The sequence below is a fragment of the Clostridium sp. TJA032 genome (genome assembly GCF_058310275.1).
Genome location: NZ_JBZEFB010000001.1, coordinates 957339 through 972398, shown reverse-complemented (window position 1 = coordinate 972398; position 15060 = coordinate 957339). Strand labels below are relative to the sequence as shown.

Below are 15060 nucleotides of genomic sequence, written 5' to 3'. Positions count from 1 at the left end.
TTTTATCTAATCTATTTTTTTATAAAGATAATTGAAATAAAATGTAAAAATATGGTAATATATAAAGGGGTGAGAATATGATAAGAATGTCTAAAAAAATAAAATTAATTTTAGCCTCTTTACTTATTATCTGTTCCGTTTTTGTAATAAATAATATTATAGGGAATAATGTTTTAAGCACAAGAGGAGCTACTTTAGAAGAAGATGAGGAAGTTTTTAAGGAAAGTGATAAAAAAGGATTTTTAAGTAGATTTTCAATAGGTAAGAAAGTTAATATAAGTGCTGTAGGAGATATAATTTTACAAGATGAGCAAATATGGTCAGCTCATAGTGAAGAAAATAATTCCTATGATTTTAATGATAACTTTAAGTATATAAAGAGTTTTTTAGAAGATAGTGATATAAGTTATGGAACTATTGAAGGGGTTTATGGAGGAGAAGAAATAGGTTATTTTGGATATCCAAAATATAATGGTCCAGATTCTATGATAGATGCCCTAAAAAATGCAGGTTTTAATATTTTAAATTTAGCTACAGACCATTCATTAGATCAAGGATATGAGGCTCTTAAAAATACTGAAAAAAAGATTAATAAAGAAATGACATCAATTGGAAATGATAAATATATAATAAAAAGTATAAAAGGAATAGATATAGCTTTTACCTCTTATACCTATGAAAGTAGGAAAGGAGAAATAAATGGAAATAAAATAGGAGAAGAAAGTACTTTAAATACTTTTTCATATGAAAATTTAGAAGAAGATTTAGAGAAAATGAAAACTTTAATTTATGATATGAAGGAAAATGGAGCTGACTTTATAGTTTTTGGAATGCATTGGGGAGTTGAATATAGTACAGAACCTAGTAAGTATCAAGTTGAAATTGCAAAGGAATTAAATAAATATGGAGTTAACTTAATTTTAGGAAGTAATCCTCATGTAGTTCAACCTATAGAAGAAATAGTAGGAGAAAAGGGTGAAAGGACATTAGTTGCCTATTCTTTAGGAAATTTTCTTTCTAATCAGAGAAAAGAAACTATGGGGGATAGTAGAACTGCTGATGGTATTTTATTAAATTTAACCTTAAAGAAAACAAGAAAAGGTGTTTTAATTGACGATTTAGAATATATACCAACTTGGGTTTATAAAATTCCAAGAGAAAATAAAAAATCTCATTATTATATATTGCCAGTAGAAGAAACTTTAAATAGTGAAGAAGGAAAAAAGTTAGGCAAGGAAACTTTAGAGGAATTAAATAGGTCTTTACAGTCAACAAGAAATATAATTGAAAATAAAGTATAAAATAAAAAAGTTTATGGATTTTAAAGACCATAAACTTTTTTTATTTTAAGCTTTCTCAATTATTAATTCTTTATTATAAACCTCTTCAAAAGCTTTAGAACTTCTTTTTGCTTGACGAATTTCAAGTTCTAAATCATATTCAGAATGAAGTTTTAATGTTACATTGTCTTCATTTATAATAACATCAACATCTTTAACATGACCTGTTAAGCCTCTATCTAAGCCTTCAGAAATTTTTAGAATAACTCCTAAGTACTCCACGTGTTTTATATCTAACCTATTTATTATGGTTGAATATTTTGCAATTGGTGCTTGGAAAGAATTATTTCTATGATAAGCTGCACATAAAGCACTTAATAAAATCTCTTTGTGAGTTAAACCACTTATGTGAGAGTTTAATATTACATAAAATGAATGCACATGATGGTCATAGTATCTTATACTTATACCACAGTCATGAAGCAAAGAGGCTGTTTTTAATATGTTTTTAAATTCATCTCCTAAGTGATGAAGAGGTTTTAAGCCATCAAATAGAGTGAAGGCAAGTTTGCATACATTTTTAGCATGAGGAATATTTATATTTAATGTATCCATAATACCTTTTAAACTTACATCTAAAATATCATCATAAGTATGGAATTTATCTATTATATACTCATATATTAAGCCTTCTCTAAGACCTCTACCACAGATTATTACCTCATTAGTGTTTGTATAAGTTAAAATCTCTTTGATTAAATCAGTAGAAGCTACTATTACATCTGCCCTAGAGGGAGAAAGACCTTCTATTTTTTGCCTTTGACGTAGATTTTTGCTTTTTAAAAGATGAAACATTGCATCTACATCGTAGTCGTAAAGAACATAATTATGCACAATATCAATAGGGTATCTTTTTCTTCTTCTATCTATTTTACCAAGATTTCTAAAGGAACCTCCAACACCTATAACAGAATCAAAGGAATTATCTTTAAGCCAGTCTATTTCTTTTAAATGTTCTTTAATATAATCTACACATTTTGTGTTGTTTTCATAGGTAATCATGTCCTTTAGTTGGAATAAGGAAGATAAGGTTACATATCCAAAAGGAAGGGTAACTTCTTTATATATTTCATTATCCTTTAGCCAACAAAGATGAGTGTTATTTCCATTTATGTCTAAAAGAAGAGAGTTATCTATATAAAGAGAGTTTTTAGCTCCTAAAAAGTTATAGTGAATTTCTTCTTCATTAGATAAAATTCTAAGGTCTAGCCCTAATTCTCTTTTTATTATTCCTTTAAGGTCAATTTTTTCATCTAAGTCCTTTATGCTTTGGGAGCCTATAAGTACTATTTTTGAGGCACCACAAGATAAACACATAGATTTAAAAGCTTTTATAGATGAAATTGTAATTTTTATTTTTTCTTCATCTAATACAGAGCATGAAAAAAGGTCAGAACCTAATCTTATATGTTCTTTTAACTCATCAATTATTTTAAAGTATCCAGATCTTTCAACTTCAGCAAGAGTTAATCTTACAGAGTTTGAACCTATGTCTATTACTCCTATTCTATCCATTTCTTTTCCCCTCTACTTGTTTAAAATATAATTTGATTATAATATTGATACTATCTAATTTTAAAGAAGTTTTCAATGGAATTTAAAAAAATAAAAGAATTATTAATAATAAATATAATAGTATATTGACAGAATTTAAGATAAAATACTATAATAAGTTAAGAAAATATAATATATAAAGTCTGTGAAGAGAAGAGTAGTCTTTATGATTTCTTAAGCGAGTAAGGGTAGAGTGTAAGCCTTATAGAATAGTTTAGATGAAAAGAGCCTCTGAGATTGCATTTTAATAATTAAAAATTTGTTAAAATGTCGCTTTGCGTTAAATTATAAAGTGGGTTTTTAACCAATTAGAGTGGTACCGCGGATATATCCGTCTCTTTTTTATAAAGAGACGGTTTTTTTATATTGTAAATAAATTTATATTTTGGCAATAATGTCATTATAATATATGATTTTAAAGTTAGATAAAATAAGGAGGATAATTATGGATTACAAAAAGTTAGTTGCAGAAAGAATTAAAGAACATGTAGATTTAGATTTAGAAAACATAGAAAAACTTATAGAAATACCACCTAAACCAGAGATGGGTGATTTTGCTTTTCCTTGCTTTCAATTAGCAAAGGTTATGAGAAAAGCACCAAATATGATAGCTTCTGAATTAGCAGAAAAAATAAATAAGGAAGGCTTTGAAAAGGTAGAGTGTTTAGGGCCTTATTTAAACTTTTTTGTAGATAAAGTAGCTTTTTCAAAGGATATAATAAATAAAGTCTTAGAAGAGGGAGATAAATATGGTTCTTCTAAATTAGGAGAAGGAAAGAATGTTGTTGTTGAATATTCATCACCTAATATAGCTAAGCCATTCCATGTAGGGCATTTATTTACAACAGCTATAGGACATTCATTATATAGAATGTTAACTTTTGAAGGATATAATGCTATAAGAATAAATCACTTAGGAGATTGGGGAACTCAATTTGGTAAGTTAATTTCAGCTTATAAAAGATGGGGAAATGAAGAGGCTTTAGAAGAAGCACCAATAAATGAACTTTTAAGAATATATGTTAAATTCCATGAAGAAGCTGAAAAACACCCAGAGCTTGAGGATGAAGGAAGAATGTACTTTAAAAAGCTTGAAGATGGAGACGAAGAAGCAGTAGCTTTATGGGAAAGATTTAAAGAATTATCTTTAAAAGAGTTTAACAAAATATACGATATGTTAGGAGTAGATTTTGATTCTTGGGCTGGAGAGAGTTTTTACAATGATAAAATGGATGCTGTAGTAGAGGAATTAGAAGAAGCTAAAATACTAACAGAAAGTAATGGTGCTAAGGTTGTTATGTTAGATGATTATAATATGCCACCTTGTATAGTTGTTAAATCAGATGGAGCATCTATATATGCTACAAGAGACTTAGCAGCTGCTAGTTACAGACATAAAACATATAATTTTGATAAATGTATATATGTAGTTGGTAAAGACCAAATATTACACTTTAATCAAGTATTTAAAACTTTAGAATTAGCAGGAAAAGATTGGGCTAAAAACTGTGTTCATATTCCATTTGGATTAGTTAAATTTGCAGATAAAAAACTTTCAACAAGAAAAGGAAACGTAGTTTTACTTGAAGATTTATTAAATGAAGCTATAGAAAAAACTAGAGAAACTATAGAAGAGAAGAATCCTAATTTAGAAAATAAAGAGGAAGTTGCTAAGAAGATAGGTATAGGTGCTATATTATTTACTTACTTAAAGAACTCAAGAGAAAGAGATATAGTTTTTGATTGGAAAGAAATGCTAAGCTTTGATGGAGAAACAGGTCCATATGTTCAATATTCTTATGCAAGAGCTAAAAGTATATTAAGAAAAGCTAAAGAGCAAAACATAAAGGCAGAGCCAGATTTTACAAAGTTAACTTCAAAGGAAGAGTTTGAATTAGCTAAGACTTTAGATGGTTTACAAAAAGCTGTTCTTTTAGGAATAGATAAGTTAGAACCTTCAGTTGTAACTAGATATTCTATAGAGGTAGCTAAGGCCTTTAATAAATTCTACAATAATCATACAGTTTTAAATGTAGAGGATGAAGGATTAAAGGCTGCAAGACTTGAACTTATAGCAGCTACTGCTCAAGTTATAAAAAATGCTTTATTCTTAATTGGAATAGATGTAGTTGAAAAAATGTAATTTAGTAATAAAAATAACCAATTCCATAAGAGGAATTGGTTATTTTTTTATTTTTTATTATTTTTTCTACTAGGGCAATTTCCTTTAGAAGCACAGCCACTACAGCCATTACATTGCCCACTAGAAGATTTTTTGAAGTTTTTATATAGTATAAATATAACAGCTAATATTATTAGAGCTGTAATAAAAATTTCCATTTGAACACCTTCTTTAAAATATTAATAATCCTATACGATAAATTATGAAGGCAGTTATCCAAGCTACTACAAATTGGAATATTACTGATAATATTGTGAATTTACCACCATATTCTTTTTTCATAACTCCTACAACACTTATACATGGAGTGTATAGTAATACAAAAACCATAAATGAGTAAGAAGAAACTGCTGTGAAAAACTGTGGTAACATGTGAACTAAATCACCCTTATAAATAACTTCCATAGTTGATATTATAGTTTCTTTAGCCATTAAACCAGTTAATAGTGATACTGAAGCTTGCCAGTCTCCAAAACCTAATGGAGTAAATATTGGAGCTATAAATGAACCTATATTATATAAGAAACTATGTGTTATATCTTCAACCATTCCGTTAAAGTTAAAGCTTTGAAGGAACCAAATGATTACACTCATTGCAAAGATTATAGTTCCAGCTTTTTTTAGGAAGCTTTTTGACTTATCCCAAAGTTGAGCTAGTACTGAACGGATCTCTGGTATTTTATATTCAGGAAGTTCTATTATAAACGGTTCTTCTTCTTTTTTAAATAAAGTATTTTTAAATATTAAACCTAATATAAAAGCTACTAATATACCTAATATGTATAAGGATGCAACAACTAAAGATGCATTATTTGGGAAAAATAATCCAGCGAAAATTACATATACAGGCAATCTAGCATTACAAGACATAAAAGGAGCTAAAAGAGCAGTAAGCTTTCTGTCCTTTTCACTTTCTAAGGTTCTAGCAGACATAATAGCAGGAACAGTACATCCAAACCCTGTTATCATAGGAAGAAATGCCTTTCCAGAAAGTCCTATCTTTCTCATAAATTTATCCATTAAAAAAGCAACTCTAGCCATATATCCACTATCTTCTAAAATAGATATACATAAGAATAAAGCTAAAATTATTGGAAGTAATACTATTATTCCTCCAACACCTGCTACTATTCCATCTACAACTAAAGATTGGAACCAAGGAGCAGTATTAGATAATAAGTTGCTTAAATAAGGCATAAAGCTTTCGTTTAAAACATTATCTAAAAAATCAGAAATTGGCTGTCCAACCCAGGCAAAAGTAAATTGAAATACGAAAAACATAAGTGCTATAAATAAAGGATATGCAAGCCATGGGTTTAGAAATATTTTATCTAATTTATCTGTTAAGCTAGTTGAAGAGGTGTTAGACCTTTTATAGCAGTCAGATAATTTATCTTCTATAAATTTATAAGTGTGTGCCTCATCTTTAAATGAGTAAGTATTTTTGTCTAAATATTTTTGAAAATCACCTTTATCTATAAATTCTTTTACAGTATCTAAACCTTCTTTTTTAGAAGCTGTTATAGGAATTACTTTAAGATTAAAGGCTTTTTCTAACTTTTTTGGGTCTATTTTTATTCCCTTTTTTTCTGCAACATCAAGCATATTAAGAAGTAATACTATAGGTTTTTTAAACTCCTTAAGTTGCATTGTTAAGTAGAGATTTCTATCTAAATTAGAAGCATCTACTATGTTTAAGATTAAATCAACATCTTCGCTTTCTAGGAACTTTTTAGATACCTTTTCTTCATTAGAGAAAGTATCTAGTGCATATATACCAGGTAAATCTACTATTTTATTAGAGTTAAAAAAACCCTCTTTTTTATCAACTGTAACACCTGGCCAGTTTCCTACATGTTGGTTAGAACCTGTTAAGGCATTAAAAAGCGTAGTTTTACCAACGTTGGGATTACCGAGTAAGGCTATTGTTGTCATTAGTTTTCCCCCTAATTATTATATTTTTATTTTAAAATTATATTTTTAGCATCTTTTTTTCTAATTGCTAAATCAAAACCTCTTAAATTAACTATTAAAGGATCACCAAGGGGAGCAACTCTTTTTAGAGTAACCTCTGTTCCTTCTATGCATCCTAAAGCTAGAAGTCTTTTAGCTAAAGCGTCATTTCCACGAATTGTATCTACAACTCCTGCTTGACCTACTTTTAAATCATATATACTCATCTTAAGCACCTCACTAATGAAAATCATTATCAAATTCATCTAAATTATATCAATTTACCTCCAATTTGTCAATTAATAATTCTATTAATTAAAATTTTAATTAATATTTATTAATACTTAACTAAATAATGATATAATGATATAATATTTTTGTTACAAGTTTATATAAGAAAAGAGTGATAAAGTGATCATAAAAGAGCATGAAATAGATATAAATGATTTAGATCTTAGTAATGCCCTATCTTTTAATGAAAATTATGATATATATAAACAGGCTGTATATTTTGATTTAGAACACTATGTATATAAAAAGCCAAAGTGCATAGGAGTTTTTGGTGCTGGATATTTTGATGAGGAAAAATCAAAATTTATTACTACTCAGTACATGATAGAGCATAAGGGAGAAGTAAGAGATATTCTTTACCTAGCAAAAAAATATTTTATAATGGTTGCAGCAGAAAAAAAGAAAAAGTATATAGTAACTTTTTCTGGAAATAATGACTTTACAGTTATAAATTATTTGTTTGATAAGTATGGAATAAACTTTGATTTTAGCAATTACTTTAGGTCTGTTGATATACAGAAAATTTATGAGCATACTTTTAAACAAGGGATAGGTCTTAAAGCTTTAGAAAAAAAATTTGGAATTGAAAGAGAGGGAGATGTTCTTTCAGGTTCAAACTTAGCTAAAACCTTCCATAAGGTTTTAAAAGATAAGGAATATTTTCAAAGAATGCCAAAGGAAAAAGTTGAAAAAATACTTATTTATAATGAACAAGATGTAGTTAATTTATTTTACATATTGTTAAGTTGGAAAAAAATATTAGTTAATTTAGATGAATTAGATGAAGATGTAAAGTGTGAAGAAAGTAAATAGTTTTCTATAGATTTAAGTAAGCTATAAAAACTAAGGGTACCAAAAGGGTACCCTTAGTTTTTATGTTTTATTATGGAATTTCCATCAGAACTTAAAACAATTGTTCCATCTTCATCTGTTCTAAAAACTTTGCTTTTAGATAATTTTTTTAAAGTTTCCTTTGAAGGATGTCCATAGGAATTATCTAATCCAGAAGAAATAACTGATATATTTGGAGATACTTCTTTTAAAAATTCCTCGGAAGAAGAAGTGCTACTGCCATGATGACCAACCTTTAAGACATTAGATTTTAAATTTTTCTTAGATAAAAGAACATCCTTTTCAGCTTCTATTTCAGCATCCCCTGTAAACAAAAATGATGTTTTACCATAATATATTTTAAGGATTGGAGAAAAATTATTTATATTTTCATAATCCTTGTAAGAGGATTTAAGAATGATCTTACAGTTTTTACCTAAATCAATAGGCAAAGGACCAGAATTTGATAAAAACCTAATTTCAATATTATTTTTATGTATTAAATCTAAAAGATTATTATAGGAAGAATTTTTATTTTTTATAAAAGGAGTAAAAAAATAATCTATAGAAAATTCATTTAATAAAGCTTTCATAGAACCTATATGATCTTCATGGGGGTGTGTAGCTATTATATAATCTAATTTTTTTACATTGATTTTTTTTAAATAGTTAATTAAATTCTTAGAGTATTCTAAGGAACCAGTATCTATAAGTAAATTTTTATTATTACTTTGTATTAAAGTTGAATCTCCTTGATTAACATCTATAAAATGTACTAAAAAATCTTCTTTTAAAAATTTATTAGAGGGTAAATAAGAAAAGATTTTAATTAAAAGTATAAATATTAAAAATAAGCTTAGTTTTTTAGTGGTTATTTTCATAAAAGCTCCTTTATAGAATATTTAGTATAAAAATTATTGACAAGTATAAAAAAATATAGACAAATATATAAAAGAATATATTACAAAAAAAATAAATAATGAAAAATTATGGAAAGATACAACTTTAATGTTATAATTAAATTGGAAATATTTATTTTTTTATAGCTTTTAAAATAAAAAGGGGGAATAATAATGAAAAAAGAGTTTTGCTTAAAACATGGTAAAGCAACTATAAACTTTACAGAAAAATATTGTGATAGTTTTGAAGCTATATTAAATAGCGAAGGATTTAAAAGAGTATTAGAGGCATACTTAAAAAAGACTAAAAACAAAAAAAGCCATAATTTTAGATTTTTAAGTGAGGCTATAGGAACAGAAGATATAAAAGTTTTATCTAGATATTTAATAAGCACATTAAAACTTTTATCTATGATTGGGGTAGATGAGATATTAGTTATTAATGAAGCTTTTGAGGATATACTTTGTAATAAGAAAGCTTTTATAAATCTTATAGATGATTTTTATTCTTTTTGGAGAAATTTAGAGAGATACACAGTTATTCAAAATAATAAGCTAAAGGATGGAATATCAGCAGTAGGTTTTGTAGATGCTAATAAAAATTTTAATGATTTAGTACTTAGATTTTACAGAAGACTTCAAAAAAATCTTTTAGGAAATATGCCAAGTGTTTTAAGACAAGTTTCAGCAGGTGGAAATGCTAGTATTATGGTAAGTGATTTAATTTGGCCAAATTCTAGAGAGTATTCAATATTAGAGCATATTCCTTTTATAGATGCTATTTCTTTAGAAGCTCCATTTATAACTTATCCTGCAAAAAATACAAGAGATGGGATTTTCTTAGAGGTTAAAGAAAATCCTTTAAATAATGCAAGTATTAATAGTGAAGAATGGTTTTGTTATCCTGCTAAAGTTGGGGAACTTCTAGCTTATGTATATTTTCATAGAGACTTTATGTCACATGGAATAAGTTTATGTAATTTATTTGAATTAGCTAAAGTTGAAGAATGCAGAGGGGTAAAGCCAGAGCTTATATATATTTTTGGTGCTAAAGATGAAGAAGAGGAGGTAAAAACCTGTTTTTATGATGATGAAAAAAACAATATAATGTTAGGATATGCAAATTATAGTGAAGAAATAGATTATTTTGGATACATGAAAAAAATGATATTAACTCTTCACAATATTGTTATGATAAAAAGAGGATATATGCCAATACATGGTGCTATGGTAAATGTAGTTCTTAAAAATGGAAAAGAGGCTAATATAGTAATAATGGGAGATAGTGGAGCTGGAAAGTCTGAAAGTTTAGAGGCTTTTAGGAATTTAAGTGAAGAGTATATAAGTGATATGACTATAATCTTTGATGATATGGGAGTGTTTAAAAAGGAAGAAGATAAAATTAAAGGATATGGAACTGAAATTGGAGCCTTTGTTAGGTTAGATGATTTAGATCAAGGCTATGCCTTTAAAGAAATTGACAGAAGTATATTTATGAATCCAGATAAAATAAATGCAAGACTTCTTATTCCAGTTTGTAAATATGATGATATTATAAAAGGTTATAAAGTAGATATTTTTCTTTATGCTAATAATTATGATAAAACAAGTGAAAAAGAAAATTCTATTGAGTATTTTAAAAGTGCAGAGGAGGCTAAGGAAGTTTTTAAAGCAGGATGTAGAATGGCTAAAGGAACAACCACAGAAAATGGATTGGTTAAATCTTATTTTGCTAATCCTTTTGGGCCTACACAAAAGCAGAAAGAGATGGATTTAATAATAGATGAATATTTTGATTATATGTTTAAGAGTAAGGTTAAAGTAGGACAAATAAAGACTTGTCTAGCACTTAAAGGCTATGAAAAAGAAGGGCCAAAAAAGGCAGCTTTAGAACTTTTTAATATAATTGAAAGTATATAGATGTTTTAATATATCCTTTTATAAAACTTACAAACATTTAAGAAAATAATTTCTTTAAGAGGTTTGTAAGTTTTATTTCTATTTAAGATAATCTTTACTCTCTTATACGGTTTAAATAAGCATAGAAGGTTAAACAGTAAAGTCCAGATAAACCTACTAAAAGATAGATTACTCTGCTCCAAATAGAAGCTATGCCGAAAATTGAGTCTACTAAATTAAAATTCATAAGACCTATTAATCCCCAATTTAGAGCACCTATTATTACTAAAGTAAGGGCTATTATGTTTAAGGTTTTCAAATTTAACACCTCCTTTTTTAGAGATGTTAATATTATTAGTAGATTTTTTAATTTTATTCATATTTAAAAGAGGGCAAAAAAAGAAATAGCTTAAGCTATTTCTTCTCCTAAAGAGTTATATTCCTATCTATTGGTTGAGATAGAGATATAAAGGTATCAGTTCCACTTATTCCTTCAATGTGATTGATTTTGTTCATTAAAATATCTTGAAGGTCTGCTATACTTTTACAGATAACCTTAGCAAAAATAGCATATCCTCCAGTTATTAAATGAATTTCAACTACTTCTTTAATTTTTGATAGCTCGTCAAAAACATGAGTGTATGATGTTGTTGAGTTAACATGAATACCAACAAAACATGTAACGTCATAACCTAATTTAGGTAAATTTAAAAGTATTCTAGTACCTTTTATAATTCCTAAGTCTTCCATCTTTTTCATTCTGACATGGATTGTCCCACCAGAAACATGGCATATTCTTGCTATCTCTAAATAAGGAGTTCTGCAATCTTTAATTAGGATATCTAAAATTTGTAGATCTAATTCATCTAAATGGGTTGATGTGTTCATTAAAGACATAGTATCACCTCTTTAAAATTTGAATAATTTGAATAAATTGATAATTATATTCTATCAAAGTTTTTACAAAAATACCACCTATACTTTGGAAAATAACAAATATATTTTTGTTAATTTAACACATTAATAAAAATGATATTACAAATATAAAGTTTTTGAAAACAATTGTAAAGAGTAAAAACTTGAAAATGTTTTTCTTTTAGACTAATATATTATATAAGGAGTATTATGCAAGGAGGCAAAATTATGGGTATATTTGTATTAGTTATACAGGTTGTACTTTTAGGAGTATTGATTTTTGGTGGATACACAGTTTTAGGTAGATATGTATTTAACAAAGTCAGAGTAAATAAGTGGATAATTTTAGCGGCAGCAATAATAATTTTTGTTATACCTATGTTTATACCTATGAATCAATGGATTGTTTTAATAATCTCAAGTATAGCAGCTGTACTATTCTTATGGTTCTTAGATATTGTTAAAAACGGATATCCAAGAATTAAAAAAGAGAAAAAGATTGTTATTAAGCCAAAGGCAAAACCAAATAGAGTTAAACATAATAAAGATTCAAAAAAGTAAACTCCATTTAAAATGGAGTTTTTTTATTTGGATTTTATAAAGATTGGAGAGCTTAAAGCTTCTTTGCCATTATTTAGATAAATTTTAGTAATAAACCAAGTTTCACAATTATTGGATTGCTTTTCGAAAAAATATTTAACATTATATAAATTTATATTATTAATTTCTTTTACTACCTTTCCTAAATTGCTTAAAATTTGAATTTTTGAAATTTTATTTTTGGGGTCATTAGCTTGTATATAAAATTTAATTTTTTCCCTAGAACTTAGGTATACTGTATCTCCCATAAAGAATGAGTTTACTAAAAATATAAGTTTTAAGGTCCTAGATTCTGTGGAAAAAATGTGTCTTTTTTTTAAAGATTCTAAAAATGAGTTCTTATTTAGCTTATTTGCAATAACACAAGTTAGATTTTCACTATCCCCTTGATTTAGCTTATGATTATTTTGAGAGTTTAAAGGAGAGAGTTTAAAACCTTTATCTAAAAGTGAAAAAAATTCTTTTTCATAATTTTTATAATTTTCTAAAGGATTCCCACTATAAACTTCTATAGAAGATAAAAGTTTATCAAAAAGAGGATTAAATTTAATATTTTTTTCTAAAGTTTTTTTAGGATGGTTTATGGAAAAAATAGCTGTATGGTCATTAATTAGCCAAAGAAGAAAAAAATTAATATCAGAAATAATTCCAGTAAAAAATCTATTAGGACAAATTATGTTTAAGTGTCCTAAAGTTGTTGATTTTGCTTCAAAGCCAGGAAGTGCTAGAAAATTTGAATGTTTTTTGTTATATCTATTTATACATTTATTTAAATACTCCCATCTTGAAATTTCTTTATTTTTATCTATCATTAATTCATTTAAATATTTATTATGGTCTGTTATTATTAAAAAATCAAGTCCGTTACATCTTGCCTTTTCTAAAACTTCATAGGGACTTCCTTCTCCGTTAGATAAGGAGGTATGGCTATGAGGTATTCCATAAAAGAATTTTAAATTATCATAAAAAAGAAAGTTTTTATCCATAAGACCTCTTTATAAAGATTAATATATTATATAATATTTATAATGTATTAATTAAATGTATTCTTTATAAATTTAAAATAGTAAATTATAAAAGAATACATTTAATTAAGTTACATATAAATATAGCTTCTAAAAAGCATAAGTAGACACAATCTACTTTCATATGATAAAATTACAAGAATGACTAAGAGGTGATTAGATGTTAATTGAAGTTAAAGGAAATAAGCCTAAAATTGGAGAAGGAACTTTTATTGCAGAAAGTAGTGATATTATTGGAAATGTTACTATAGGAAAAGATTGTAGTATTTGGTTTGGGGCTGTTTTAAGAGCAGAAGAGAGTTTGATAAAAATAGGAAATGAAACTAATGTGCAAGATAATGCAGTTTTGCATATTGATAAAGGATATAATGTTTGTATTGGTGATGGGGTAACCATAGGTCATGGTGCTATAATACATGGCTGTAATATAGAAGATGAATGTTTAATAGGCATGGGGGCAATAATATTAAATGGAGCTAAAATAGGCAAAAATACTATGGTTGCTGCTGGAACTTTAATAAGTCAAAATAAGGAAATTCCAGAGGGAGTTTTAGTTATGGGAGTTCCAGGTAGAGTTGTTAGAGAACTTACTGAGGAAGAAATAGAAAAAATAAAAAAATCAAGAAAAGAATATGTAAGGATGAAAAATCTTTATATTAAATAAAGGAGGAACTTATGGCTATAAACATAGGTCAATTTAATAAAATGAAAGTAGTTAGAGAAGCGGATTTTGGATACTACTTAGATAGAGGAACTAAAAATACTTCAGATGATATATTAATTCCAAATGGAAATTTAGATGGAAAAGAAATAAAGGTTGGAGATGAAGTAGAGGCATTTATATATAGAGATTCTAGAGATAGACTTATAGCAACATTAAAAAAGCCTTTAGCAGTTGTTGGTGATGTTGCTTTATTAGAAGTTAAGTCTGTTACTAAAATTGGAGCCTTTGTAGATTTTGGATTAGAAAGAGATATATTTGTTCCTTTAAAGGAGCAAAAGTATAAAATGGAGGAAGGTAAAAAATATTTAGTTTATATTTATGTTGATAAGACAGGAAGATTAGCAGCAACAACAGAGGTGGATAAATATTTAGAGGAACTAGAAGAACCTAAACTTGGATCAGAAGTTTTTGGTGTTGTTTATGGATATCAAACAAATGGTTCTTTAAGAGTTGCAATAGATTGTAAATATAGAGCTGTAGTTCTTAAAAATGAATATTTTACAAATATCAAACCAGGAGATAGTTTAAAGGGTAAAATAATAAAGATTTATGAAGATGGAATAGTTGGATTATCTTTAAGAAATCATAAACTTAAAGAAAGAAACGAACTTGGAGATACTATATTAAACTATCTAAAGGAAAATGGAGGAGTTATGAGATTAAATGATAAAAGTACTCCTGATGAAATAAGAAATACTTTTAAAACATCTAAAAATTATTTCAAAATGGCCTTAGGTGGTTTAATGAAAAAAGGTTTAATAGAACAGGATGAATTTGGAACTAGATTAAAATAATTTTAAAAGCTTAGAGTTTAAACTCTAAGCTTTTTATTTGCATAAAAAATCAT

The 15060-nt window shown here is 26.9% G+C and carries 15 protein-coding genes and 1 other annotated feature; of the genes, 7 read left to right on the top strand and 8 right to left on the bottom strand.

The window, feature by feature from the left end; genetic code table 11:
• Positions 1 to 77 precede the first annotated feature (77 nt).
• Positions 78 to 1301: a CapA family protein gene (locus tag AC4FRL_RS04430; protein ID WP_491139007.1), complete on the top strand. Its 1224-nt coding sequence runs from the start codon at positions 78 to 80 to the stop codon at positions 1299 to 1301.
• Between the two features lie 45 nt (positions 1302 to 1346).
• Here AC4FRL_RS04430 and AC4FRL_RS04425 read toward each other — a convergent pair whose 3' ends face one another.
• Positions 1347 to 2855, bottom strand: a complete 1509-nt coding sequence (locus AC4FRL_RS04425; protein ID WP_491139006.1) for a Ppx/GppA phosphatase family protein — start codon at positions 2853 to 2855, stop codon at positions 1347 to 1349.
• A gap of 175 nt (positions 2856 to 3030) precedes the next feature.
• Positions 3031 to 3236: a binding site (T-box leader), on the top strand.
• Positions 3237 to 3339: 103 nt separating this feature from the next.
• Here AC4FRL_RS04425 and argS point away from each other — a divergent pair.
• On the top strand, positions 3340 to 5037 hold the full coding sequence (argS, locus tag AC4FRL_RS04420) for an arginine--tRNA ligase (RefSeq protein WP_491139005.1): 1698 nt from the start codon (positions 3340 to 3342) through the stop codon (positions 5035 to 5037).
• 47 nt (positions 5038 to 5084) lie between these two features.
• On the opposite strand, the gene AC4FRL_RS04415 is transcribed toward argS, so the two are convergent.
• From AC4FRL_RS04415 to AC4FRL_RS04405, 3 genes are read right to left on the bottom strand one after another with little or no spacing between them, the layout of a single operon-like run.
• Entirely contained in the window at positions 5085 to 5234 is a 150-nt protein-coding gene (locus AC4FRL_RS04415; protein ID WP_491139004.1) for a FeoB-associated Cys-rich membrane protein, read from the bottom strand.
• Positions 5235 to 5247: 13 nt separating this feature from the next.
• Positions 5248 to 7011 carry a ferrous iron transport protein B gene (gene feoB, locus AC4FRL_RS04410; RefSeq protein ID WP_491139003.1) on the bottom strand — a complete coding sequence of 588 codons (1764 nt, stop codon included), beginning with the start codon at positions 7009 to 7011 and terminating at the stop codon, positions 5248 to 5250.
• A 26-nt stretch (positions 7012 to 7037) separates the two neighbouring features.
• Positions 7038 to 7256 (bottom strand): FeoA family protein, encoded by a 219-nt coding sequence (locus AC4FRL_RS04405; RefSeq protein WP_491139002.1) that lies wholly within the window; start codon positions 7254 to 7256, stop codon positions 7038 to 7040.
• A 184-nt stretch (positions 7257 to 7440) separates the two neighbouring features.
• Here AC4FRL_RS04405 and AC4FRL_RS04400 point away from each other — a divergent pair, with 184 nt between their 5' ends.
• The gene (locus tag AC4FRL_RS04400) at positions 7441 to 8133 is read left to right on the top strand and encodes a ribonuclease H-like domain-containing protein (protein WP_491139001.1); all 693 of its coding nucleotides are present in this window, start codon (positions 7441 to 7443) and stop codon (positions 8131 to 8133) included.
• Between the two features lie 53 nt (positions 8134 to 8186).
• On the opposite strand, the gene AC4FRL_RS04395 is transcribed toward AC4FRL_RS04400, so the two are convergent.
• Positions 8187 to 9032 (bottom strand): ComEC/Rec2 family competence protein, encoded by an 846-nt coding sequence (locus AC4FRL_RS04395; protein WP_491139000.1) that lies wholly within the window; start codon positions 9030 to 9032, stop codon positions 8187 to 8189.
• 192 nt (positions 9033 to 9224) lie between these two features.
• Between AC4FRL_RS04395 and AC4FRL_RS04390 the strand changes: the two genes are divergently transcribed.
• Positions 9225 to 10970, top strand: coding sequence for a phosphoenolpyruvate carboxykinase (locus AC4FRL_RS04390; RefSeq protein WP_491138999.1), 1746 nt, complete (start codon positions 9225 to 9227; stop codon positions 10968 to 10970).
• Between the two features lie 94 nt (positions 10971 to 11064).
• On the opposite strand, the gene AC4FRL_RS04385 is transcribed toward AC4FRL_RS04390, so the two are convergent.
• Positions 11065 to 11268 carry a DUF378 domain-containing protein gene (locus AC4FRL_RS04385; RefSeq protein ID WP_491138998.1) on the bottom strand — a complete coding sequence of 68 codons (204 nt, stop codon included), beginning with the start codon at positions 11266 to 11268 and terminating at the stop codon, positions 11065 to 11067.
• A gap of 107 nt (positions 11269 to 11375) precedes the next feature.
• Positions 11376 to 11846, bottom strand: a complete 471-nt coding sequence (locus tag AC4FRL_RS04380) for an Lrp/AsnC ligand binding domain-containing protein (protein WP_491138997.1) — start codon at positions 11844 to 11846, stop codon at positions 11376 to 11378.
• Positions 11847 to 12092: 246 nt separating this feature from the next.
• Between AC4FRL_RS04380 and AC4FRL_RS04375 the strand changes: the two genes are divergently transcribed.
• The gene (locus tag AC4FRL_RS04375) at positions 12093 to 12425 is read left to right on the top strand and encodes a hypothetical protein (protein WP_491138996.1); all 333 of its coding nucleotides are present in this window, start codon (positions 12093 to 12095) and stop codon (positions 12423 to 12425) included.
• Positions 12426 to 12448: 23 nt separating this feature from the next.
• On the opposite strand, the gene AC4FRL_RS04370 is transcribed toward AC4FRL_RS04375, so the two are convergent.
• A complete protein-coding gene (locus tag AC4FRL_RS04370; protein WP_491138995.1) occupies positions 12449 to 13450 on the bottom strand; it encodes a CehA/McbA family metallohydrolase in 1002 nt (333 codons plus the stop codon).
• A gap of 199 nt (positions 13451 to 13649) precedes the next feature.
• Between AC4FRL_RS04370 and AC4FRL_RS04365 the strand changes: the two genes are divergently transcribed.
• Positions 13650 to 14153 (top strand): gamma carbonic anhydrase family protein, encoded by a 504-nt coding sequence (locus tag AC4FRL_RS04365; RefSeq protein ID WP_491138994.1) that lies wholly within the window; start codon positions 13650 to 13652, stop codon positions 14151 to 14153.
• A gap of 11 nt (positions 14154 to 14164) precedes the next feature.
• Positions 14165 to 15007, top strand: a complete 843-nt coding sequence (locus tag AC4FRL_RS04360) for a CvfB family protein (RefSeq protein WP_491138993.1) — start codon at positions 14165 to 14167, stop codon at positions 15005 to 15007.
• Positions 15008 to 15060 lie beyond the last annotated feature (53 nt).

Coding starts and splice junctions, on each gene's coding strand:
- AC4FRL_RS04430 (WP_491139007.1), top strand. CDS start 78: ATGATAAGAATGTCTAAAAAAATAAAATTAATTTTAGCCTCTTTACTT.
- AC4FRL_RS04425 (WP_491139006.1), bottom strand. CDS start 2,855: ATGGATAGAATAGGAGTAATAGACATAGGTTCAAACTCTGTAAGATTA.
- argS (WP_491139005.1), top strand. CDS start 3,340: ATGGATTACAAAAAGTTAGTTGCAGAAAGAATTAAAGAACATGTAGAT.
- AC4FRL_RS04415 (WP_491139004.1), bottom strand. CDS start 5,234: ATGGAAATTTTTATTACAGCTCTAATAATATTAGCTGTTATATTTATA.
- feoB (WP_491139003.1), bottom strand. CDS start 7,011: ATGACAACAATAGCCTTACTCGGTAATCCCAACGTTGGTAAAACTACG.
- AC4FRL_RS04405 (WP_491139002.1), bottom strand. CDS start 7,256: ATGAGTATATATGATTTAAAAGTAGGTCAAGCAGGAGTTGTAGATACA.
- AC4FRL_RS04395 (WP_491139000.1), bottom strand. CDS start 9,032: ATGAAAATAACCACTAAAAAACTAAGCTTATTTTTAATATTTATACTT.
- AC4FRL_RS04390 (WP_491138999.1), top strand. CDS start 9,225: ATGAAAAAAGAGTTTTGCTTAAAACATGGTAAAGCAACTATAAACTTT.
- AC4FRL_RS04380 (WP_491138997.1), bottom strand. CDS start 11,846: ATGTCTTTAATGAACACATCAACCCATTTAGATGAATTAGATCTACAA.
- AC4FRL_RS04375 (WP_491138996.1), top strand. CDS start 12,093: ATGGGTATATTTGTATTAGTTATACAGGTTGTACTTTTAGGAGTATTG.
- AC4FRL_RS04370 (WP_491138995.1), bottom strand. CDS start 13,450: ATGGATAAAAACTTTCTTTTTTATGATAATTTAAAATTCTTTTATGGA.
- AC4FRL_RS04365 (WP_491138994.1), top strand. CDS start 13,650: ATGTTAATTGAAGTTAAAGGAAATAAGCCTAAAATTGGAGAAGGAACT.
- AC4FRL_RS04360 (WP_491138993.1), top strand. CDS start 14,165: ATGGCTATAAACATAGGTCAATTTAATAAAATGAAAGTAGTTAGAGAA.